The sequence below is a fragment of the Lachnoclostridium phytofermentans genome, assembly GCF_000733755.1.
In the GTDB taxonomy this organism is placed as follows: Bacteria; Bacillota; Clostridia; order Lachnospirales; family Lachnospiraceae; genus Lachnoclostridium; species Lachnoclostridium phytofermentans_A.
Map to the genome: position 1 here is coordinate 44852 of NZ_JPOF01000002.1, position 22492 is coordinate 67343.

The 22492-nt window shown below is 35.7% G+C and carries 22 protein-coding genes; 4 read left to right on the forward strand and 18 right to left on the reverse strand.

The genetic code is table 11. The features are described 5' to 3' along the window. Nucleotides 1-129: 129 nt before the first annotated feature. From spoIVA to CC92_RS0102810, 7 genes are all read right to left on the reverse strand, one after another. Nucleotides 130-1605 carry a stage IV sporulation protein A gene (gene spoIVA, locus CC92_RS0102780; protein WP_029504611.1) on the reverse strand — a complete coding sequence of 492 codons (1476 nt, stop codon included), beginning with the start codon at nucleotides 1603-1605 and terminating at the stop codon, nucleotides 130-132. A gap of 64 nt (nucleotides 1606-1669) precedes the next feature. Beyond that, complete coding sequence (gene udk / locus CC92_RS0102785) at nucleotides 1670-2299, reverse strand: uridine kinase (RefSeq protein WP_029504610.1); 630 nt, start codon at nucleotides 2297-2299, stop codon at nucleotides 1670-1672. A gap of 34 nt (nucleotides 2300-2333) precedes the next feature. Next, nucleotides 2334-2975, reverse strand: coding sequence for an RpiB/LacA/LacB family sugar-phosphate isomerase (locus tag CC92_RS0102790; RefSeq protein WP_029504609.1), 642 nt, complete (start codon nucleotides 2973-2975; stop codon nucleotides 2334-2336). A 16-nt stretch (nucleotides 2976-2991) separates the two neighbouring features. Next, the gene (locus CC92_RS0102795) at nucleotides 2992-3996 is read right to left on the reverse strand and encodes an NAD(P)H-dependent glycerol-3-phosphate dehydrogenase (RefSeq protein ID WP_029504608.1); all 1005 of its coding nucleotides are present in this window, start codon (nucleotides 3994-3996) and stop codon (nucleotides 2992-2994) included. Nucleotides 3997-4050: 54 nt separating this feature from the next. Continuing rightward, entirely contained in the window at nucleotides 4051-4680 is a 630-nt protein-coding gene (gene plsY, locus CC92_RS0102800) for a glycerol-3-phosphate 1-O-acyltransferase PlsY (protein WP_029504607.1), read from the reverse strand. 21 nt (nucleotides 4681-4701) lie between these two features. Further along, the gene (gene der, locus CC92_RS0102805) at nucleotides 4702-6027 is read right to left on the reverse strand and encodes a ribosome biogenesis GTPase Der (RefSeq protein ID WP_029504605.1); all 1326 of its coding nucleotides are present in this window, start codon (nucleotides 6025-6027) and stop codon (nucleotides 4702-4704) included. A 163-nt stretch (nucleotides 6028-6190) separates the two neighbouring features. Then, the gene (locus CC92_RS0102810; RefSeq protein WP_029504604.1) at nucleotides 6191-7522 is read right to left on the reverse strand and encodes a DUF512 domain-containing protein; all 1332 of its coding nucleotides are present in this window, start codon (nucleotides 7520-7522) and stop codon (nucleotides 6191-6193) included. A 436-nt stretch (nucleotides 7523-7958) separates the two neighbouring features. Here CC92_RS0102810 and CC92_RS0102815 point away from each other — a divergent pair, with 436 nt between their 5' ends. From CC92_RS0102815 to ytaF, 4 genes are all read left to right on the forward strand, one after another. Continuing rightward, complete coding sequence (locus tag CC92_RS0102815) at nucleotides 7959-8492, forward strand: hypothetical protein (protein ID WP_029504603.1); 534 nt, start codon at nucleotides 7959-7961, stop codon at nucleotides 8490-8492. Between the two features lie 104 nt (nucleotides 8493-8596). Continuing rightward, on the forward strand, nucleotides 8597-9475 hold the full coding sequence (locus CC92_RS0102820; protein ID WP_051650872.1) for an ABC transporter ATP-binding protein: 879 nt from the start codon (nucleotides 8597-8599) through the stop codon (nucleotides 9473-9475). Between the two features lie 64 nt (nucleotides 9476-9539). Further along, the gene (locus CC92_RS0102825) at nucleotides 9540-10724 is read left to right on the forward strand and encodes a ribose-phosphate pyrophosphokinase (protein WP_029504599.1); all 1185 of its coding nucleotides are present in this window, start codon (nucleotides 9540-9542) and stop codon (nucleotides 10722-10724) included. Nucleotides 10725-10968: 244 nt separating this feature from the next. Next, on the forward strand, nucleotides 10969-11643 hold the full coding sequence (gene ytaF / locus CC92_RS0102830; protein ID WP_162175524.1) for a sporulation membrane protein YtaF: 675 nt from the start codon (nucleotides 10969-10971) through the stop codon (nucleotides 11641-11643). Nucleotides 11644-11826: 183 nt separating this feature from the next. On the opposite strand, the gene pgeF is transcribed toward ytaF, so the two are convergent. The 11 genes from pgeF to CC92_RS0102885 all read right to left on the reverse strand — a co-directional run bounded on the left by pgeF (nucleotide 11827) and on the right by CC92_RS0102885 (nucleotide 22342). After that, complete coding sequence (pgeF, locus tag CC92_RS0102835) at nucleotides 11827-12705, reverse strand: peptidoglycan editing factor PgeF (RefSeq protein WP_031420123.1); 879 nt, start codon at nucleotides 12703-12705, stop codon at nucleotides 11827-11829. Between the two features lie 91 nt (nucleotides 12706-12796). Beyond that, on the reverse strand, nucleotides 12797-13153 hold the full coding sequence (locus CC92_RS0102840) for a YraN family protein (protein ID WP_029504595.1): 357 nt from the start codon (nucleotides 13151-13153) through the stop codon (nucleotides 12797-12799). Continuing rightward, nucleotides 13146-13436: an EscU/YscU/HrcU family type III secretion system export apparatus switch protein gene (locus tag CC92_RS0102845; RefSeq protein ID WP_029504594.1), complete on the reverse strand. Its 291-nt coding sequence runs from the start codon at nucleotides 13434-13436 to the stop codon at nucleotides 13146-13148. The genes CC92_RS0102840 and CC92_RS0102845 overlap by 8 nt, the downstream gene beginning before the upstream one ends. A gap of 161 nt (nucleotides 13437-13597) precedes the next feature. Continuing rightward, the gene (locus CC92_RS0102850; RefSeq protein ID WP_029504593.1) at nucleotides 13598-14359 is read right to left on the reverse strand and encodes a ribonuclease HII; all 762 of its coding nucleotides are present in this window, start codon (nucleotides 14357-14359) and stop codon (nucleotides 13598-13600) included. A gap of 4 nt (nucleotides 14360-14363) precedes the next feature. Next, nucleotides 14364-15242 carry a ribosome biogenesis GTPase YlqF gene (gene ylqF, locus CC92_RS0102855; RefSeq protein WP_029504592.1) on the reverse strand — a complete coding sequence of 293 codons (879 nt, stop codon included), beginning with the start codon at nucleotides 15240-15242 and terminating at the stop codon, nucleotides 14364-14366. Nucleotides 15243-15350: 108 nt separating this feature from the next. Beyond that, a complete protein-coding gene (gene lepB, locus CC92_RS0102860; protein WP_029504591.1) occupies nucleotides 15351-15980 on the reverse strand; it encodes a signal peptidase I in 630 nt (209 codons plus the stop codon). Between the two features lie 310 nt (nucleotides 15981-16290). Then, nucleotides 16291-16638, reverse strand: a complete 348-nt coding sequence (gene rplS / locus CC92_RS0102865) for a 50S ribosomal protein L19 (protein ID WP_029504590.1) — start codon at nucleotides 16636-16638, stop codon at nucleotides 16291-16293. A 221-nt stretch (nucleotides 16639-16859) separates the two neighbouring features. Further along, nucleotides 16860-18440 (reverse strand): hypothetical protein, encoded by a 1581-nt coding sequence (locus tag CC92_RS0102870; protein ID WP_029504588.1) that lies wholly within the window; start codon nucleotides 18438-18440, stop codon nucleotides 16860-16862. Beyond that, complete coding sequence (locus CC92_RS0102875) at nucleotides 18433-19140, reverse strand: ATP-binding cassette domain-containing protein (protein ID WP_029504587.1); 708 nt, start codon at nucleotides 19138-19140, stop codon at nucleotides 18433-18435. The genes CC92_RS0102870 and CC92_RS0102875 overlap by 8 nt, the downstream gene beginning before the upstream one ends. 221 nt (nucleotides 19141-19361) lie before the next feature. Beyond that, nucleotides 19362-20582: an SseB family protein gene (locus tag CC92_RS0102880; protein ID WP_029504586.1), complete on the reverse strand. Its 1221-nt coding sequence runs from the start codon at nucleotides 20580-20582 to the stop codon at nucleotides 19362-19364. A 428-nt stretch (nucleotides 20583-21010) separates the two neighbouring features. Continuing rightward, nucleotides 21011-22342: an MATE family efflux transporter gene (locus CC92_RS0102885; protein ID WP_029504585.1), complete on the reverse strand. Its 1332-nt coding sequence runs from the start codon at nucleotides 22340-22342 to the stop codon at nucleotides 21011-21013. Between the last annotated feature and the right edge of the window lie 150 nt (nucleotides 22343-22492).

A 22492-nucleotide genomic window follows, 5' to 3' on the forward strand; every position in this document is an offset into this window, starting at 1 on the left:
TCACAAAACAGTTGCACTTCGATACAAGAAAAAGCATGCTTTATGAATTTCTCCTTGTTATGAACAAAAAAAGTGCTATCTCATTAGCTGAATTACTAATGAGACAACACCTCTCTTATACATCCTTACTTAAATGATAATACAAATCAATCCACCATTGCTCTCATTGATAATTCTTTGCATGGTTTCTTGAAGTTTCATTTGGCTATCATCATTCATCTTATTAATCTTTGAAGCAATTCCTTCATCTACTAACTGTTTCATTGTCTTTCCAAAGATATTCGTCTCCCAGATACCATCTGGAGAGGTTTCCGCTTGTTCTTTCATATAAGCAATCAAATCAAGTGCTTGCTCTTCAGTTCCAACGATAGGAGCAATTTCTGTTTCAATATTTGCTTGAATCATGTGTACAGATGGAGCATTGGCTTTAATCTTTACACCATATTTATTTCCGTGACGAATTACTTGTGGTTCTTCGATCACAATTTCATTTTGGGATGGAGATACCACTCCGTAACCTTTATGTTTCACTTGTTCACAGGCATTACTAACTTTTTCGTATTCTTGTTTTCTTGCTGCAAGATCTTTTATCATCTTCATGAATTCGTATTCGCCACTTACAGGGATGCCTGTCATCTCACTGATAATGTCATAATAGAAGCGGTTATCAATGTCAACAATCATTCTGACACTGCCATCCTCCATTACCATTTTATCTACTTTAAACTCATTGATATATGGATTATCTACAATACAATTCTCTGAATTTACATCCTTCATTAGATGAAGTTTACGAAGCATCTCTTTTGCTGAATCAATAATCGATTTTTTGATGTAATGATCTCTCGGAAACATCTCAATCCATTTCGGAAGATAAAAGCTTATTTCGGTTATCGGGAACACCGATAATACATTACTAAGAATTCTACTGATATCTTCTTTCTTTAACTGTTCGCAATTGATTGGCATAACAGTTACATCATATTTTTCACTTAGCTTTTCTGCTAACACTTTCGTATCTTCCGACATAGGACGATTGGAGTTTAATAAAACAACGAATGGTTTTCCTATTCTCTTTAGCTCTTCAATGGTCCGCTCTTCTGGAACTACATAGCTATCTCTTGGAATATCTCCAAAACTTCCATCACAGGTTACAACAATACCAATGGTAGAATGATCATTAATAACCTTCTTTGTCCCAATCTCCGCTGCTTGCGTAAACGGTATCTCATAATCAAACCAAGGAGTCTTTACCAAACGTTCCTGTTCATTCTCCGTATGACCAAGCGCGCCTTCCACCATGTAACCAACACAATCAATCATTCTTACCGATAAATCAACATCACCAAGCACCTGAATATCGACTGCTTCTTTTGGGATAAATTTAGGTTCTGTTGTCATTACAGTTTTCCCTTGAGCACTCTGTGGCAATTCATCAATAGCTCGCTCTCTACTATGTACGTCCTCTATATTCGGTATTACTAACAAATCCATAAATCTCTTGATGAAAGTGGATTTTCCGGTACGAACCGGGCCTACAACACCGATATATATTTCTCCATTGGTTCGGGCTTTGATGTCCTTGTATACATTAAAATTATCCATAACAATACCCCTTCCATATAATTACAAGCTAGTAATATATATGAAAGGGGCAAATAAAATATTCTTAGTTCTTTGTCTCTTCTTCTACAATTGCTTTAATTCGATTCATTACCATCTGAAGTGCCACCTGATTTTCACCACCTCGTGGGATGATAATATCTGCATATTTTTTGGTTGGTTCTACAAATTGTTCATGCATAGGTTTCACTGTATTGATGTATTGCGTAATGACAGACTCCAAACTGCGACCGCGTTCCTTCACATCTCGTAAAATACGACGTACCAGACGTTCATCCGCATCCGTGTCCACGAATATCTTAATATCCATCAAATCGCGAAGTTCTTTGTTTTCAAAAATCAAGAATCCTTCGATAATAATAACCTTCGTTGCCTTAACATGGACCGTTTCCTTGGTTCGATTGTGTTCCGAATAAGAATAGACCGGACAATTAATCGCTATCCCTTGTTTTAAACTACGGATATCTTTTAACATACGTTCCGTATCAAATGCATTCGGATGATCATAATTAATCTTCACACGTTCTTCAAAAGGCATATCATCATGTGCTAAATAATAACTGTCATGACAAATCAATTCCACATTATCATTAAATTCTTCTTTTAAACGTGCTGCAACCGTTGTTTTTCCAGAAGCAGATCCACCTGCTACTCCGATTACTATTACCTCTTTCATCTATAGCCTCCAAAACTTATTCAACAATTGTTTATTATTCCCCTACGATTTCAGCTACCGCAGCTCTAATCTTGTCACACTGACAATTAGCATAGAAGTATTCTTTAAACTTAGCACCACTTAAAGCACCTTTTACTAATTCTTGGTCTAAGTTCTTTAAGATTGTTACTAAATCAACATGAGTAACTTTCTTTACTTCATTTAATATCTTTCTATTTTTCTCCATTGGAATAGCTCTTTCCTTTGGATAACCTTGTCCACTTTCACCATCAAATAACTTTTCAAAAATATATTGAAGATTTAATTCAGCACCCCAACCAAATCCTTTTGCAAATGGAAGAGCAATTGCATTACCATCGTTAATCTGTGAAAACATGAAAGCATCGGATGGATCTACTACATGACCGCATACAACATTAGGGAAGGAATTACATGCAAGCATTGCACCCTCACCAGTACCACAACCTGTGATTACATAATCTGCTGCCTTTGAGTTAATTAAAACTGCAGTTAAGATACCAATCTGTACGTAAGTTAAGGAATTTGGATCCTCAGCACCGAACATACCATAATTATATACTTCATGTCCCATTGGCTCTACTACCTTAGTTAAACTTTCATAAATAATGGCATTTTTAGCTGCCTGGCTATTTTCGTTAATTAATGCGATTTTCATTTGTTTCTCTCCTTTTTTACCACTCTAATGAATTGTTTTCTTGTGTCTTGTCGCGAAGTAGCAAATCACTTACTGCTGCTTTCGCAGATTTATTTTCAAACAAAACTAAGTTAATCTGCTCTACAATAGGCATCTCAACTTCATATTGTTTTGAAAGCTTTAATGCAGCTTTTGCAGAATAAACTCCTTCTACTACCTGTTTTACTTCATCCATTGCTTCTTTCATCGTATAACCTTTACCAATCAGATATCCAGCATTACGATTACGGCTATGTTTGCTTGTACAGGTTACAAACAAATCACCTACTCCGGATAATCCGGAAAAAGTTTCTAGCTTACCGCCCATCTTCATACCAAGGCGGCTAATCTCAGCAATTCCTCTTGTCATTAAGGCAGCCTTCGTATTATCACCAAAACCGAGCCCATCGGCAATACCAGCAGCAAGTGCTATTACATTCTTTAACGAACCGCCTAACTCGATACCAATAATATCTGGGCTCGTATAAACTCGGAAACAATCATTCATGAATGCATCTTGAATTAAAGATGCTGTTTTCTTTGATTTTGCACCAACTACGCAAGTAGTTGGAATTCCACGGCTAACCTCTTCTGCATGACTTGGGCCGGACATAACAGCTACATCCGCATTTGGTATTTCATCCTCAATAATATCAGTTAAGGTTTCAAGAGTAGTCTCTTCAATCCCCTTACCAACATTTACAATAATCATATGATCCTTTACATAGGACGATACTCTCTTTGCGGTTGCTCTAACATAAGGTGAAGCAACTGCAAATACTACAAATTCTGGATCTTTAAAAGTATCGCTTAGGGAATTGGTCACTACTACTGAATCTGGTAACACTGCTCCAGGAAGATTTGGAATACTTCTCCTATTAGAATTTAATGCTACCACTTCTTGTTCTAATGCAGACCATAGTGTCACATCATGTCCATTATTACTAAGTAAGATTGTAAGTGCTGTTCCCCAGGTTCCCGCACCAAGAACGCTAATTTTCATTCTAACCTCGATTCTGACGCTTTAGCGTCTTTCATATAATAGCAACTTTGTGTCCTAGCTGTTTTTCTCTATTTTTACCTTCTGGCCAATTTTATTTTCGGTACCATTTAGTAAACGTTTTATATTAGCACGATGCATGTATATCGCAGACGCTACATATAAGAGGCCAAGAATAAACATATGTAGCTCTCCAGGATAACGAATTAAGATCCAAACAGGAAGTAAAATGGATATTAACATGGAACCAACGGATACATACTTCGTAAGGATCACAACGCCTACAAAGATAACGATAAAAAATGGTATTAAGAAAGGATCAAATGCTGCCATGACACCAGAGGTTACTGCTATCCCTTTTCCTCCTTTGAACCCTAACCAAAATGGATAGCAGTGACCAAGTACAATACCAAGGCCCATATATAATGCAAGGAGTTGATTATACTCAATATCTTTAAAAATAATATTGCGAAATACTAAGATTGGAATAATTGCTTTTAAGAAGTCACCCAGAAAGGTGATGGCTCCCGCCTTCCAACCAAGCGTTCTTAAAGCATTTGTTGTGCCAGCGTTTCCACTTCCGTATTTACGGATGTCCACATGATTGATTTTTCCAACAACATAACCCGTTGAGATGCAACCAAAGGCGTACCCAGACAACAGACATATTATTATTCTCCAAACCATGACAATATCCTCCCGAATTTCTTAGTCATTTTCTTTGCGTTCGCGAATAAAGAATTTTAATGATGTACCTGAAAAGCCAAACGCTTCTCTGATTTTATTTTCAATGTATCTGGTATAGGAGTAATGCATTAACTCCTTATCATTAACAAAAATAACAAAGGTCGGTGGTTTGACTGCGACTTGTGTAATGTAGTACAAACGTAGTCTCTTCCCCTTATCAGAAGGTGGCTGTTGAAGCGCTGTTGCCTCCATCATAATTTCATTGAGTACACCGGTTGAAATTCGAAGATTTCTATTTTGAATCACAACTTCGATGGAATCAAATAATTTTGTTAAACGCTGACCAGTCTTTGCAGAAATAAACATAATTTCTGCATAAGGTAAGAAGGATAAGATTTCACGGATACGATTCGTATACTTATAGATAGTCTTATCATCCTTTTCAATAGAATCCCATTTATTAACGGCTATAATAATACCTTTTCCACGTTCATGAGCAATTCCTGCAATTTTTGCATCCTGCTCGGTAACACCTTCATTGGCATCAATTACAACGACAACAACATCAGCACGCTCTACAGCAGTTACCGTACGAATGATACTATAACGTTCGAGCTCTTCTTTTATCTTATTTTTACGACGAAGACCTGCTGTATCAATAAAGATATATTCTTTCTCATTCCAGGTTACCGCAGTATCAATAGCATCTCTTGTTGTACCAGCTACGTCAGAAACAATCACGCGATTCTCTCCAAGTAACTTATTAATAATCGAAGATTTTCCTACATTTGGCTTACCAACGATTGCAATACGAGGACGTTCATCTTCTTCCACTTCCAATGCTTCTGGTGGAAAATGTTCGACAACAATATCAAGCAAATCACCAAAACCAAGCATCGAAGCTGCGGATACAGGAATCGGATCACCTATTCCTAAATTATAAAACTCATAAACATCTGGCATAAACTTTTCAAAACTATCAACTTTATTCACAACCAATATGATAGGTTTTCCTGATTTACGAAGCATATCTGCAACTTTATGGTCTGCATCAACAAGACCTTGGCGAACATCAACAACAAATAATATTACATCTGCGGTTGCAATGGCAATCTCTGCCTGCTCACGCATATAAGTAAGCATCATATCCTTACTTTCCGGTTCAATACCTCCAGTATCAACCATAGTGAATTGCTTATCGAGCCAAGTAATATCCGCATAGATACGATCTCTTGTAACACCAGGAGTGTCCTTTACAATCGAAATACGATCACCAGCCAAAGCATTGAATAATGTGGATTTTCCTACATTGGGTCTACCCACTACTGCAACTATCGATTTACTCATTTAAACCTCTATTCTGGCGCTTTAGCGCCCTTTAATAACGATAATAATCTATGCACAGCATAAATTACTGGAAGAAGAAACGCTGTTTCCCCGTCCTACTCTATTTCTACGCTTATTAGCGCATTTATTAAGTTTGTACCTAATAAGAAAGGTGCAAAACTTTCTAACTCTCATTTTTTGCTATTATTGCATTCACCAATGACATTCCATCTGATTTTACAATACGAATAGTTGTTTGTAAAGCCCTTTCAATATCTTTGACCGTCATATCATCAAGAAGTAACTCTTCTCCAGAACGTAACATAACATCTGGCATAAGCAATGCTTCTCCAAGTGGTTTCTCCTTTAATTGCGCTATAATATCTTGTCCAGTAAGTAATCCTGTGACCGTAATATCCTCGCCAAAGAAATGATTAATGATCGGATAAACATGCACCGTAATATTCTTAAATTTCTCCATTACCTGATTTGCTATCTGTACCATAATATCAGAGGCAAGCTTTCCAGTAACCATGGAAACCTCTGCGTGCTCTTCTGTCGTTTTAATTTTAGAAAGATAATCAGTAACCTCATCCACTAAAGAACGTACCATACCAACCCCATTTTCTATCTGTGGGTAGCCCTCATAATAGTCTTCGTTCGGAACACTAAGCCCTGCATTAATATACCATTCATCACTGGCATAGACAAAACGAGTTCCTCTATCTTTTTTAATCTTTTTTTGCCAGCCTTCAATCTGTTCCACTACTTTTAATGACTCTTCTTTGGTAAACTTTCTAAGTTTGGTTAACTTATCGCGGTATTTGCTTAACCCTACTGGCACTACAGATAAGGATTTCATAAATGGTAGGTACTTCGTTAAATCTTCTATCGTCTTATCAAGTTCCACACCATCATTATAGTCTGGACAAAGTACGATTTGCCCATTCATCTCCAAACCTGCTTCATAGAATTGATCCAGATAAGATAAGGTTTCTGCTGCAAAACGATTGTTTAACATCTTTTTTCTAAGCTCACCATTTGTCGTATGAACAGAGATATTAATTGGAGAAAGTTTATAGAAGCAAATCCGATCTACTTCTTCCTTACTCATATTGGTTAACGTAATATAATTACCCTGTAAGAAGGATAATCTTGCATCATCATCCTTAAAATATATAGTATCTCTCATTCCTTTTGGATTTTGATCGATAAAACAAAAGATACACTTATTTCGGCAAGATTGATAACAATCCATTAACCCTTCTTCAAACTCAATCCCAAGATCGTCTTCGTAATCCTTTTCAATCTCTAACTCCCATTCCTCGCCATTTGGCTTTCGAACTAAAAGGGTTAGAAAATCATCATTCATCAAATAATGATAATCAAGTACATCTTTAATTTTCTTACCATTTATACGAAGAAGCTCATCACCGTAAGATAATTCTAGTTCTTCGGCAATACTTCCTTTTTGAACAGCTTTTATATAATGTCTGCTCGAATTATTGTGTTCCATATTAGTCTCCATTCTGTCGCAATCCTGCGAATTTGAGCGACAGCACAAATTCGTGTGTCAAAAATCTTAATTTTTCACACTAATTCCTATCTAGTAATTTGGCTTTGTCAAAATAGTTTCACATGTTCTTAAGCGTAACTATCTCAAACAACAATAAGAAAACATTTTTTTAAGTTTCCTTAATTTCACCATTCTCCATAAGCTATAGTTTACCATCCAAAGAACAGTAACGCAATACAGATTCGCTATTTTCTAAATATGGAGTTTTCTTCCTATTACTTAGCATTCGTTACATCAAATCTTTGATTAACTTCGCACTTTTTTAGCGAACTGGGTCGACGTAAAAACCAACTCTAGCCTGATATGTTGTTTAAAATTCTTCAAATCGAACCAAAATATACATAAACAATTCCAATTGAGAAAGTGATTTCAAGTGATGACAAAAAAATTTTGCCCCTTAATTTTACTTCTCTTTGTTATATTATTATACGGTTGTAACAAAGAGATACAAAAAAAGCCGCAGACCTTAATTTATGATTCTAATACACCCTTTACCCTATATGGAAGTATCTCCTTAAATCAGCAAATAAAAACAACGGATACTACTACTCTTATTAGGCTGCAAAACCTTCCTCTCGCTGGTGTATTTCCCGTAAGGAGCTATCTTTCTAAACAAGTGGCGCTTTCTTTTGACCCAATGCTAACGACTCCGGATTCAGTTCAGGCAAATACAAAACCAAGCCACACAAATTCTCATGTTATCATTGATGCAAGTGGTTATTTTACGTCATTTACCACACCACCTAAAAATGTTGCTGTTTTATTTTCCTCTTATGCACAAGTTTGGCAAGATGTTGGAGGTACGGTATCCATTACTGTAGGAGAGAGTGTTGATCGAGGCTTAGTAAAAAAAGAGGAGGTATCCTTAGTTGGGAAAGGAGCTGGTAAAGAAATTGATGACATTTTGTAGGTGATATGCTTCAGGAATTGAACGCAATTAATGTTTAAACCGAATAAAAATTGGGGTAAAGCCTATGAATATTTAGCTAATTTATTATATCCAAAGGAGTAACCATGAAGGAATACAAAGAAGACCTATCCATTCAAATAAAACCAAAATGTAATATAAAATGTCTTTCCTTGGTAGTCCATACTTTATCTATCTATTATTCCGACAGAAAGGAGCACAAATCTATGCTTAAATACGAAAATGTTTCTGCTGGTTTTCAAAAAACTCCGGTAATCAATGATATCAGCGTTTCCTTTCCGTATGGAACGCTTACTGCAATTATAGGTCCTAATGGTTGCGGAAAATCAACCTTAGTTCAATGTTTGGCGAATAAAAAACTATTATTAGAAGGTTCTATCACCTTGGATGATGTTCCTCTTTATTCTCTCACGCCTACAAGAAGAGCAAAGCGGATCGCCTTTTTACCACAAATCCGCGAACTTCCGTCTATGAATGCGGAAACATTAGTGGAACAAGGACGCTTTCCATACTCCACCATAATGAAAAAAAGAACTGACCAAGATGACCGTATCATTCGGAGAGTGATGGAATTAACAAATACACTCGATTTTGTTGGAAAAAACATAAAGACATTATCTGGCGGAGAATGTCAGCGAGTATATCTTGCAATGGTACTTGCACAAAACAGCGATTATCTTATTTTAGATGAACCTACTACCTCGCTTGACATCAAACATCGTCTCGAATTCTTAGAACTTTTAAAGACATTACGCAATCAAGGGAAAACAATTCTAGTGATCTTACACGATATTAGTGAAGCACTCCAAATTGCTGACATCTTGGTACTTATGAAAGAAGGTAAGATTATTAGTGTCTCTAACAGTCAGGAATTTTCAAACAATGTGCAAATAGAAGAAGTATTTCAGGTTCAATTTAAAATGAAAGAGGAAGATAATATTCACTACACCTCCTTCACTCTATAATACTCTTGACGTACTAATCGTTTGGGGCTACAATAAGGAAGTTGATTTCACAGAAGGGAGAACCATCATGAGTAACAGAAAAATTACGGAAACAATCCCTGTCGCTCCACTCAAAATTATTGCTATGAAGAATTGTACTGCTCTCGGCGAGAAAATAGACCAATGCATCGTAGAAGCTAGAGGTGCTATGTTAGAGAGTAATGAAACATTACCAGCATTTCTAGGATACGACAAAAGTACTTACCTTGTTTCCTATCAAATTCCCCGTTTTGGTACTGGGGAAGCAAAGGCTGTCATCAATGAAACCATCCGTGGCAGTGACCTTTTCTTAATTGCAGATGTCATGAACTACACTAATCATTATACGATGTTTGGTGAAGATTCCATAAAGTCACCAGATGACCATTTTCAAGACTTAAAACGAGTGATTGCTGCTGCAAAGATCAGCAAAGTAAAACGTGTCAATGTCATACTTCCATTCTTATATGAAGGAAGACAGCATCACCGTGATAAGTTAGAATCTCTTGATTGCGCACTAGCATTACAAGAATTGTCCGATATGGGTGTTGAAAATATCATTACGTTTGATGCACACGACCCACGAATTCAAAATGCAGTACCAATTCGTGGCTTTGACAATTTCTATACCAGTCTTCAATTCATTCGTGAACTACTTTTTACCGAAAAAGATCTTCTCATTGATAAAGACCATCTTATGGTAATTAGCCCTGACGAAGGTGGCATGACTCGTGCTGTTTACTATGCCAATGTTTTAGGTGTGGAAATGGGTATGTTTTATAAGAGAAGAGATTATTCTACAATTGTAGACGGAAGAAATCCTATCGTTGCTCATGAATTTCTTGGCTCTTCATTGGAAGGAAAAGATGTTCTTATCATTGATGATATCATTTCATCTGGTGAAAGTATCTTAGATGTTGCCAAAGAGTTAAAGAAAAGAAAGGCTGGCCGCGTCTTTATTGCAGCTACCTTCGGTCTGTTCTGTAACGGTTTAGAAAAAATAGACGAATACTATGAAGCTGGCTATTTCGATCGAATTTTTACAACCAACCTAATTTATAACAGTGAAGAGTTATTAAAACGTCCTTACTATCGTAATGTTGATTTAAGTAGATATCTCTCGCTTATTGTAGATACGCTTAATCATGATACCTCTGTAAATGATATTATTAATCCAGTTTCTTTAATTCAAGAATTATTAGAATCTTATCGAAATAGACATAATGCGTAAGTTTTTAGCTCGTAGAATGTATTCTCGTAGAATGTATTTAAGTTAATTTATATTGTAATAATGATTTGTTTTAATCACAATGAACTAATATTATATGACTGTCTCAGCAGAGGCAGTCATTTTTTTGTAGGGCAGTCCATAAAAAGCCACCGACTATCACACTAGTGCGCTGATTGCTTCGTCCTTTTTTTCTCGCGTAGGAACCGACAAGCACTCAGTTGCATATAGTACTATGAAATCATTTATGAGCAATGTATTATCGCTCCTGGTGAAGCTTATGTCATTTTCTCCTAATGAAATACTCGAAGCTCTCTTGCTGGTAATAGCACTTTCCGCAGACACTTTTGCAGCCAGCTTCGCATACGGTACCAACAAGATTAAAATTCCGATGTCCTCCACTTTAATTATTAACGGAATCTGTACCTTGTTGCTAACTCTTTCCTTGGTACTTGGAAATCTACTTCGGCCCATTCTCTCTACCGATGTTACGCGCATCGTAAGTTTTACTGTTTTATTTATTCTCGGTATTTCGAAGTTATTTGACAGTACAATTAAGGCCTACATTCGAAAATACAATAAATTTGAGCACGAGTTGCACTTTTCTTTTTTATATCTACGTTTCATCCTAAACGTGTATGCAGATCCGAAAATTGCTGATGTGAATGAATCCAATTCTCTCTCTCCCATGGAAGCACTCTCTCTTGCCATAGCATTATCCTTTGATGGATTTGCAGTTGGTTTAGGCGCTGCACTTGTAGATATTAATGTATGGTTTGTTATTATTCTTTCGTTCTTCCTTGGAATCCTTGCTATTATCTTAGGGTGTCTCTTCGGAAATCTCATTTGTAAAAAGATTTCGATGAATATCTCTTGGTTAAGCGGGGTACTCCTTTTAATTATTGCGTTTTTAAAAATTTGATTAATGCAGTGCAAAACAGTAGCCAGTTCAAATGGATCTCATCCATTTAGACTGGCTCTTGCTGTACTGTTGGTGTGATTTGATATCAAGGTCATATCATCCTGATTCAGTTTGGTTATAGGTATCCCTTTCGGTATTTTCCTGCAGATATCCGATTACACAATGGATGATTATTAACTATTTTTATTCTCCCTTATGAGAATCCGGTAAGGATAACGACATAAATCCTGCCAAACTCCCTCTCCTCCCTTTACTACCACGATGGGAGAAGAATAAATCCTGTCGGCACATGGTACATAATCCCGACTTAACAATATGTTCGGAAGCTACGCCAGCTTCTATCAATAGTTGATGATTAGCTTCCCACAAATCTAGTTGATACTTTTGACTTTGCCCTGATATTTCAGCTTGTGGATACAAGATTTTTTCATATTGCTCCTTAGTAAAATGAGTCATAAACTCTTTAGCAACATCCTCACTCACTTCATAGCAGTCTTTACAGATACAAGGACCAATGACAACAAGAATATCTTCCGCTTTACTCCCATATTCTTTCACCATCTGTTCTACTGTAACTTTACCAATCTTACTTACGGTACCTCTCCAACCGGAATGAGTTAATCCAATCGCTTTGTTCACTGGATCTAAGAAAAACAAAGGAACACAATCTGCACTAAATGCTAATAAAGAAACCTCTGATTCATTCGTAATTTGACCATCAATTTCTTTAAACTTGCGTTCTTTCTTGATTCCCATTCCTCGGTCCGATGCTGTGGCAACTCTGACATTAGCCTTATGCACCTGATCGGTGAATACCAGATTATCAACCTCAATTCCAATACTTTGGCATATGCGTTCATAATTTTCCATGACAAGGTCTTCATAATCACCTCTTAAAAAACCAAGATTCATAGATTCAAAAATCCCACTACTAACACCACCAAGTCTAGTAGAAAACCCATGTCTTAAATACGGAAACTGCTCTAATATAGGAAAGGAAACGTAAGGGACGTTTCCAACATTTTTTAACACTGCATGCTCTGTTAATTTTATTTCACTCATTAAGACCCCCATTCTAGCCTAAGCTTTTGTGCACAAAAAACTTATGCCTTGAAACACTCCTGAACTAAAGGGTAAAAACGAATCTTACCCCCTAAGAACCATATGCATCAAAAGCATGTTTTATTAATCGTATCTCATTTTTTAGCATCACAATAACATCAAATCTACACGGTGTACTTTCGGGTAAACGATTCACAAGAAGATAATACTTTGCTGTTTTCGTGATTCGCCTTTGCTTTAAGCTCGTTATCGCTTCTTCTGGAAATCCCATTTCCATATTCGTTCGATACTTCACTTCAACAAATACCAAATATCCATCATTCCTAGCAATGATATCTATTTCTCCTAGTCGACAGCGAAAATTTCTTGAAAGGATTTGATATCCCTGTTCTGATAAATAATTCGCCGCTTCCGTCTCTTTTGCAAGCCCCTCAGCCTTCTTATTCAATCGGTGTTTCCCCCATTACTCTCCCTTTGATTAAATCCATTCGATCTACAAATAATAGAACTTGAGCAACGACTTCATAGAGCTCTGGAGGAATACAATCTCCAAGTTCTAATTTTGATAGAGTATTGGCCAGCGGCACATCCTTATGAATTGGAATATCTACCTCGGTCGCTTTTTTAATAATTTTATCTGCTAAGATACCCTTTCCCGAAGCAATAATCTTAGGTGCTGGATCCTTAGGATGATAAGATAGTGCAACTGCTGTTTTTCTCTCCTTCTCCATCGTAACCTCTTTTCTCGCATAGATTTCACGCTAATTAATTCATAAACTAACTTGTAAGTTAAAGCAAATATTCTCCATCTGCTACGCTACCAGCTCTACCTCATTGCCACTTCATGACTTTTAAAAAGTCCTGGCCTTGCTTGCACAAGTGGAGGACTTTCCTATGAGGTGAAATTCTTGATAAATGATTCTCTATGAATTGGAGATGGGCCTAATTCTTTTAACGCTTTGATATGATCTGCAGAGCCATAGCCTTTATTTGAAGCAAACCCATAACCCGGAAATACCTTATCGTATTCCACCATTAAGCGATCTCTTGTGACCTTTGCAATAATACTAGCTGCTGCAATTGATATGCTCTTCGCATCTCCTTTGATGATCGGAACTTGCGGTATCACAACTTCTGGAATTGTTACAGCATCATTTAATAACAACTCTGGAACCACTCCGAGCTTATTAATAGCACCTCGCATCGCCTCATAAGTGGCTTGTAATATGTTAATCTCGTCAATACGAGCATGAGATGCACTTCCGATTCCAACCGAAATTGCTTTTTCCATAATTTCATCATAGAGTGCTTCTCGTTTCTTCTCACTTAATTGCTTTGAGTCATTGATATATAAGATTTCGCAGTCTTTTGGTAAAATGATGGCACAAGCTATCACAGGACCTGCAAGCGGTCCTCTTCCTACCTCATCAATTCCACAAATATAACGATACGTAGGATAGCTACGTTCATATTCCTGCATGGACTTAACTCTAGCCCGTTCTATTCTTAACTTCTCATAGCGATTTTCATACTTAACCAGAAGTTTTTTTACACCTTCTCTCTCATCGGTGACATATTTCTCTTTTACACTTTCAAATCCATCCTCACCAACAAGCTCAAGCTCTTCTGTTATTTCTGAAATTTTGATATTCATAACATCAATCCTTCTTTTCTTCTTCGCTAACTTCCATATGCTCGCTTGGATGTTCTAAGGTAATACGGGCAATACGTCCATTTCTAAAATCATCCAATACAAAATTAGCAGCTTTGACTAAATCAAGTTCTCCACCTTTTAATAAACAAGCACGTTTCTTAGCAATCAGATTAAGATTCTCTATTTTACTATCAACTTCTTCGATGCCATACTTTTCACTTAAAACTCCAGAATATTCTCGGTGAAGGTAATCAATTAATTCATAACATAAATCTCTTGGATTAAGTATATCATCATTGATTGAACCTATAAATGCGATTCTCATTCCAACTACTTGATCTTCAAACTTAGGCCAGAGTATACCAGGTGTATCTAAAAGTTCCACATTTTTGTTTAATTTAATCCATTGCTTCCCTTTTGTAACACCAGGTTTATTCCCAGTTTTCGTACAAGCTTTTCCAGCAAAACTATTGATAAAAGTTGATTTACCCACATTGGGTATTCCTACAATCATCGCCCTTATTGGACGATTTAGAATACCACGTTTACGGTCTCGTTCTATTTTTTCTTGACAAGCCCTCTTAATAACCTCGTGTACGCTCTTAACGCCACTACCACTTTTGGAATTGACCAGAGCAACAAACCATCCTTTTTTCTCATAATAGGACTTCCAAGCATCGGTAACTTTTTGATCCGCTAAATCATATTTATTTAACAAGATAATTCTTGATTTATTCTTTGCCAAATCATCGATGTCCGGATTTTTACTGCTGTAGGGGATTCTTGCATCCACCAGCTCAATTACAACATCGATTAATTTAATATCTTCTTGCATCTGACGTTTTGCTTTTGTCATATGCCCTGGGTACCACTGAAAATGCATTTGTATGCCTCTCTTTCTATTGATCGTATCATAAAGACGTTTTTATGATTCTGTCATTATATGGATTTTGGGGGTAGTTCTACAGAAGAACACCAATAATCACTATCTCTACTCCTCTGAAGTAGCTCCTTCTCCCTCCGGCTTTTCCTCCGCAATTTTAGAGAACATATTGATCTTATTAACAAAATCAAATGGCTTTATTCGAATCCATGCTTTCCCAATAATATCGTCTTTCACTACATTCCCAATATTAGCAAAGCGACTGTCTTCGCTATTATTTCGATTATCACCAAGAACGAAATATTCATCTTCATCTAAGGTGAATTTTTCATCTGCAAGACCAGGAATACGAATTTCCTCTACCACCATTGGTTCCTCTAAAGCCTCACCATTAATGTAAACAACACCATCTAAAATCTGTACTTGCTCACCTGGTAAACCAATCACACGTTTTATATTATAATAATTATGCTCATTGCCACTTTGCTTAAAAACGATGATATCATATCTCTTGGGATCTCGGAACATATATGCTAATTTATTAATTACTATCTTATCCTCATCCGAAAGGGTAATCTCCATCGATTCACCAAGCATTGAGGTTTTCTCAAGAGCAACATTGATGATTGCATAAGCAAGTGCAATCACTGCTACTATCTCAATTAACCAAATCACGATTCTTATATATAATTTTTTACGCTTCTTGCGTTTGCTATCCCTGTCAAAATCATATTTCATCACTTCAAACCATCCTAATTTAAATTCATCAAGACTATTGTCTCCTGTATTTCTATTATAACTAACTTGTACCAACATTGAAACAAAAAAATGTTTCACTTCTTAAACTAATTAAATTCGTAATCAGCTAAACTGTAACTGTATAATAACGGATGATTCAATTTTAAAAAAAGAGGGAGCTCAAAGTGCAGATTCCCTGACGCTTTGTGGCACCCTCTTATGCTTACTTTACATAGAAAACAATTCACTTACTAATTCGAAAGTAATTGTTTTACTAACTCAAAAGAATTATCTAACTAATTCAAAAGAATTATCTAACTAATTCTTTAACTTTAGCCCTCTTACCAACTCTATCACGTAAGTATGTTAACTTAGCTCTTCTAACTTTACCAAGTCTAACAACTTCAACTTTCTCTACGATTGGAGAATGTACTGGCCAAGTCTTTTCAACACCAACACCGTTAGAATTCTTTCTAACTGTGAAAGTTTCTCTAGCTCCACCGTTCTGTCTCTTTAATACAACGCCTTCGAATACCTGTGTTCTCTCACGGTTACCCTCTTTTACCTTAGCGTATACTTTTACAGTATCTCCTACATGGAAAGTAGAAACTTCTGACTTTAACTGTGCATCTTCGATGCTCTTAATAATGTTATTCATGTTGTGACCTCCTTCAAATTTAGATGTTCTTACTACGTTCATTCACTTCCTCACTTAGTCTACTAAGCTTACCAAGGCTTAACCTACTGATTGTAGTTAAGCATTCCAGTACAGAGGAACATCTCGTCTCACAATTTGCTATTATAACATAGCTTAAATAAAAATGCAAGAGGTATTGTATCTATAATACGAAGCCTCTCTTTCCTTCCTGTTTTAACTTATTAATTTCGAATCTTAAACGTCTTATGTGCAAATTGATAAACCAAAACACAAGCAATAATGCAGTAAAGAATACAAAAACTTGTCATAAGAATCCCAAATAATAAGGTATCCATTTGTATCTTCATAAATGCAAAACAGATACCATAAGTAACCCATGAGACGATGGTATAAGTACTGCTTTTTAACTCAGCCTCCACATTATACGGTTGAAGCAGATAATAACAAGTTAAGTTATGCACAGAAAAGAAAATACTCATTGCTATTATTGATAATGGGAGTATTGCATAATACAGTGGATTATCCGTCCCTCCTGAAAAATATAAGATAACAGACAATCCTCCCCCGATCACCGTAGCTGGCAACAGATTGATTTTTATAATTTCACGGAGACGTATTTGAAATAATTTTAAGATAAGACTAGGTTTCTTATAAAAAGAGTAGGTCAACATACTGTGATCACAATTCATAAACAAAAACCTTGTAAATGTACTTCCTCGATTGATGGAGTACATAATGAAAACAAAGTATGGTAAAAATATCATGAGCAGCTGATTTGCTGTAGTTGCTATCTCTTTCTTTAATTGAAAAGAAAACAGTAAGCCTATCACAAGTAAAAAGCAAATAGCAGCTAATCTATTCACTGATTTCCAAAGAATTTTACGATGTCTTTTTATAAATAGCTCATTCAAGTACTCAAATCCTTTTTTGCGACTCGTAATCTTGCTATCCTGACTTATAATTTTTCGATTCTGATCTTCCGTCGCTTTCTTTACCATCTTATGATAATCCATACCGTCCTTCTTTTCAGCCAAAAGAATCTGATACATCTCCCGGTAGGATTGAAAAGAAAAAATCCGAAGGAATCCATATATCCCCAATCCCATCATAAGAAAAATGATAGCAATCACAACAGGAACTGATATTGTAACACCTACATAGGGTAGTCCGTAAGCGATTGCTAATAAAGCGAAAGCGATCGGCCAAGCAAACTTTGGTGGTAAATTTTCATTCGTACACTGCCCTGTTTTCTCATATCGATACAAAAATATCCAAGCGATTATCACCTTTGTTCCTGCAATAAAGAACGGTAATAAAATACATATCCATAGTGGAACATTCTCTCTTAACCCTACAAAAATAGTGAAAGGTAGGAAGCCTATAACTACCTTTAATATCGAATAAATATAATTGGATAAGGTATATGCCTTTGCATCCATACGCAACAAAATCATTGCGTAATACTTATCATTGGTCGGATTAAACATATAGGTATTCATATATGCTCCAATTAAGGTTAAGAAAACTACAATATGAAGAAACACTCTTTCCTTCGTAACATTTTCATACAATAAGCCAATCTCTGCTACCATAAGATATAGGTAAAGAAATTTGCCTAAAAACATAGCTAGGATTTCCCAAATAACAGATAAAATATTCGCCAGTATCTTTAGCCCTCTGTTTTGATAAAGAGAATCTGGCAACAGTTTTTTTATTATGGGTATTTGCTTAATCGAATAGATAATGCTGTTCACACGATACGTATTTTTTAGTAAAAAGGATAAACAAAATGCTTTAACCATGTTCTTCCTCCGACAGAGCATGAATTATCTTTGCCTTAAACTCCGTATTATTTAGTTCTTTTTTATCGATCACTTCAAGTACACCATGATTTAAAATCACAATCTCATCACATAAATCTAAGGCAAGTTCCATGATATGAGTGGAAAATATAATAACTCTGTCTTTCTTTATGGTACGCAGTAATTGTTTCATTTCTTCTGCTACAACCACATCCAGAGAAGTTAGGGGTTCGTCTAATAACAATACATTCGGCTGGGCGATGATGTTAATTAGCATCTGCATCTTATTCTTCATGCCATGTGAATAATCCTTCAGTAACTTGTCCCTATCCTCTTTTTCTATATTCATCATAGTAAAATATTCATCAATGGATTTTAAATTCTTAATTTCTTTTTCGTTGATATCAATAAAAAACTTCAAAAATTCACGCCCAGTTAAAAAAGCCGGAACCGTTGGGGTAGATAACACATACCCGATATCATTCGGGGCAACCTCTCTCTCTTTGTTTCCGTCGTGTATGAAAAAATGCCCACTATCTGCTTTTAAATCACGATTCACACAGTTAAACAACGTTGTTTTACCAGCACCGTTGCGACCTAAAAGCCCATAGATTTTACCACTTTCAAAAGTGAATGAGATATTTTTTAAGACTTCTTTCTTTTCAAATTTCTTTGATAGTTTTTCGATTACAAATTTCAATGAAACGCTCCTCTCCTTATTTAATGAATAACTTCTCTTATTATAACATAGAAAGCTCCTTTTTTTTAATTTTTCTCATTTCTTTCTCTTTCAACTTTATTCCTTTTCGTTTTTTCTAAATAATTACTTCCTAATCTTCTTTCAATCCTCTTCTTTCAATCCTCTTCTTTCAATCCTCTTCTTTCAATCTTCTCCTTTATCAGATCAGATTTTACTTTAGATTAATTTAGTTTCTTATACTCTGTTTCTATTTCTTTTATCGATTTTTCGTTCAGTATTAGATTTTCACCATATGGATTAATTGCGATACCATCCCCTGCTCCAATTGTTATGGCATCCATAATCGTCACAATCATTCCATTCCAGATATTTTTGTCATAAACCTTATCAAATTCAGTCCAATCGGTAAATATCGGTAGGTAGGTGATATGTTCCGTATTCGTAATTTTAGCAAACATTAATGTTGCACCTTCTTTGAAGGTCACTTGATTCTCGCCGCTTTTCATAGAGTCCCCTTCATACTTCATTGGAACCAAATACTTTGCTTTACATATTTCCTCTATCATCCTGTCCTCTCTCTTTTTTAGATTTTCCTGTCGATTCGGATAATTCACAAGCCAACGCGCTTCGCCAAAAAAATCAATCATTGCATTTCGAAGGACTGGATTTACTATTGGTACTGAAATATTGGGTACATTCGAATAATCCGGTAGTGGAAGCACCTCATCTCGTTTAACAGACACCTTATACTTTCCATTATCAATCATTAACTGTTCCATTCCCAGATAGTACAGATAGGCAAAGATACTAATCTTACTTGGCAAATTACTATCCTCCTTGTGCAATGCCCTAACCTCCAGCTTGCGATATTGTTGCATGTAATAATCCACAGCATCCTTGGCATACTGTTCCGTAGAATAAATATCAACATATCCTTCATTTAAAAATGGTAACCCGGTAGCTTGGTCATACACCATATAAAGAACCGTAGCATTTTTCAACTTATCAATGATAGATTGATACAGTACCTTCACATTGTTTTCATAATTATTAAGAGGTGACTTGTTATGAAAATGTTGAAGCGTACAGAGTAGAAATATATTTTCCTGTATCGTGAGGTTCATCAAATCGTCCTCAACGATGTTTTCCTTGAACACAATCGGGCCAACTTGATTCTTTCGTTCTTCTGTCAAATCAGTTTCCTTTGTTTGATTCTTCGGTATACTGGTAACTGTGTTATTTTCTATTGCTATGTTTGATGTATCAGTATTCAAATAAAGCTTATTATCAGAAGATTCAGCTATCACATTGTCCTGAAAACATTCCTCACTCGTAGTTTTCTCAACGAATTTTCTCTCCTCTATCTCATGTTCCGTATTACTTTTCTTATTATCAAGCGTAGCAGAAGTTTTGCTCTTTTTAAAAATATCCCATATTCCCATGAATTCCCCTCGACTTTTTCATTAAAATTAGTTGCAATAAATCAGAAATCTAAATTTTTATGATAGAACTATTGATGTTATTTAAATAAACTGATATTGTCCATAAATATTGTATATTATTCCATACGATATTACTACTATATTTTTCCTTAACCTATGAAGTTTCACTGCACTTTTTTCTGCGTTATCAAGCCCATAGTACTGATTTTAATTCTATTTTTTACAGAACAAACGTGTGCTTCACAGACTCACACCAGCAATTAATTTTTTCATACATTTTGTTTCGCGCGTATTATCATTAGCCCTACGGGCTTTTATATATCGGGAATTTTGGAGGAATTACCTATTATATAGAAAAAACTCGAAAGTTTCTAATTCCTTTCGAGCTAATCTTTTTCAATATTTTATTACTTCTGTGTGAAATATTATTACTTTCCAATCATTCTATTTTTAGACTTATAATTTAATATCATTGCAACTGTAAATGAAATCGTTTCCACAATAGGCATAGCAATCCAGATACCAGTTGCACCAAGAAACAAAGGTAGTATTAATACAAAGGCACTGCTTAACACTAACCCTCTTAATAGATTAATTCCCATCGCATACTGAGGCTTCATTACTGCTTGGAAATAACTACTGATAAAGATATTAAGGTTCATAAATAAGAATGCTAAAATATACATACGGATGGCTGGTATTGATAAGGATAATATTTCATCTGTTGCATGAACAAACATTCCAGTAATAACTCCTGGGAATAAGGCGCCTATCGCAACAATAATTAAACCAATAATTGTAGTTGTAATAAGCCCTAACTGCTTTACTTCTCCTACACGTTTCATTTTCCCTGCACCAAAGTTCACTGCAAGGATTGGCTGCGATGCTTGCGCCACACCATTTGCCAAAGACATAACGATAAAAGAGCTATTTGCAATAATACTATAAACAGTGATACCAATGTCTCCAATATACTTTACAAGCTGAATATTAAAGAGGAATGTAACGATACCATTCGAGATTTCAATTAAAAAGCTAGATAACCCACTGGATGCGACTTTTGCTAAACGTTTCATCGAAAACCCATGCTTAACTAGTTTTAGCTGATTCGTTTTCTTAAAAAAATGAACCAACAATATTAAACATGTTATTGTACTTCCGATTACCGTAGCAATAGCTCCACCTTTCATTCCCCAATGAAAGATATAAATGAAGATATAGTCTAAGATGATGTTTGAAATTCCACCGGTAACTACACCAAGCATCGCTAGATTAGGGTCTTTATCATTTCGTATAAATGCTTGAAGCAACGCAGAAAACATAAACACCGGTGCTCCTGCCACTAAAATTCTACCATACTCACTAGCGAGTTCAAATGTTACATTGGTTGCTCCTAGAAAATATAATAAGGGCTCAAACGCAAGTTGAATGATAACCAATAACAAGATGGATAAAAACGTTACGGAGTATACTGAAGTGGTAAAATACTGCTTTCCTAGTAACGGATTATTGCTGCCATTTGCAATTGACATTAGTACCGAACCACCAACACCAAATAATAGGCCAGTGCCAAAAAAAAGTGTAAAAAGTGGTAATACTATATTAAGAGCCGCGATCCCATCAGGTCCTACTCCTTTACCGATCATAATAGAATCTGCAAGGATATAAATTGAGGTAACTAAAGTCGCACTAATTGATGGTAATAAATAATGAAAGAATAACTTTCTCGTAGAGTCTTTTGTTAAATCTAAATGTTTCATTTTCTTTCTCCTTCATTCGTTACATTCTGTAGAAAGATTTTTTCTTCTATTTTAAGTCCTATTGGACAAAGATATTCCTTAACAGCAAGAAAAAACTGGATAGTCCAGTTGGAATTCACCAACCATCTTATCCAGTATATAAATTATATA

Excerpts from the sequence above, each read along its gene's own strand:
- spoIVA (WP_029504611.1), bottom strand. The coding sequence starts at position 1,605 with ATGGATAATTTTAATGTATACAAGGACATCAAAGCCCGAACCAATGGA.
- udk (WP_029504610.1), bottom strand. The coding sequence starts at position 2,299 with ATGAAAGAGGTAATAGTAATCGGAGTAGCAGGTGGATCTGCTTCTGGA.
- CC92_RS0102790 (WP_029504609.1), bottom strand. The coding sequence starts at position 2,975 with ATGAAAATCGCATTAATTAACGAAAATAGCCAGGCAGCTAAAAATGCC.
- CC92_RS0102795 (WP_029504608.1), bottom strand. The coding sequence starts at position 3,996 with ATGAAAATTAGCGTTCTTGGTGCGGGAACCTGGGGAACAGCACTTACA.
- plsY (WP_029504607.1), bottom strand. The coding sequence starts at position 4,680 with ATGGTTTGGAGAATAATAATATGTCTGTTGTCTGGGTACGCCTTTGGT.
- der (WP_029504605.1), bottom strand. The coding sequence starts at position 6,027 with ATGAGTAAATCGATAGTTGCAGTAGTGGGTAGACCCAATGTAGGAAAA.
- CC92_RS0102810 (WP_029504604.1), bottom strand. The coding sequence starts at position 7,522 with ATGGAACACAATAATTCGAGCAGACATTATATAAAAGCTGTTCAAAAA.
- CC92_RS0102815 (WP_029504603.1), top strand. The coding sequence starts at position 7,959 with ATGACAAAAAAATTTTGCCCCTTAATTTTACTTCTCTTTGTTATATTA.
- CC92_RS0102820 (WP_051650872.1), top strand. The coding sequence starts at position 8,597 with ATGAAGGAATACAAAGAAGACCTATCCATTCAAATAAAACCAAAATGT.
- ytaF (WP_162175524.1), top strand. The coding sequence starts at position 10,969 with ATGAGCAATGTATTATCGCTCCTGGTGAAGCTTATGTCATTTTCTCCT.
- pgeF (WP_031420123.1), bottom strand. The coding sequence starts at position 12,705 with ATGAGTGAAATAAAATTAACAGAGCATGCAGTGTTAAAAAATGTTGGA.
- CC92_RS0102845 (WP_029504594.1), bottom strand. The coding sequence starts at position 13,436 with ATGGAGAAGGAGAGAAAAACAGCAGTTGCACTATCTTATCATCCTAAG.
- CC92_RS0102850 (WP_029504593.1), bottom strand. The coding sequence starts at position 14,359 with ATGAATATCAAAATTTCAGAAATAACAGAAGAGCTTGAGCTTGTTGGT.
- ylqF (WP_029504592.1), bottom strand. The coding sequence starts at position 15,242 with ATGCATTTTCAGTGGTACCCAGGGCATATGACAAAAGCAAAACGTCAG.
- lepB (WP_029504591.1), bottom strand. The coding sequence starts at position 15,980 with ATGAAATATGATTTTGACAGGGATAGCAAACGCAAGAAGCGTAAAAAA.
- rplS (WP_029504590.1), bottom strand. The coding sequence starts at position 16,638 with ATGAATAACATTATTAAGAGCATCGAAGATGCACAGTTAAAGTCAGAA.
- CC92_RS0102870 (WP_029504588.1), bottom strand. The coding sequence starts at position 18,440 with ATGGTTAAAGCATTTTGTTTATCCTTTTTACTAAAAAATACGTATCGT.
- CC92_RS0102880 (WP_029504586.1), bottom strand. The coding sequence starts at position 20,582 with ATGGGAATATGGGATATTTTTAAAAAGAGCAAAACTTCTGCTACGCTT.
- CC92_RS0102885 (WP_029504585.1), bottom strand. The coding sequence starts at position 22,342 with ATGAAACATTTAGATTTAACAAAAGACTCTACGAGAAAGTTATTCTTT.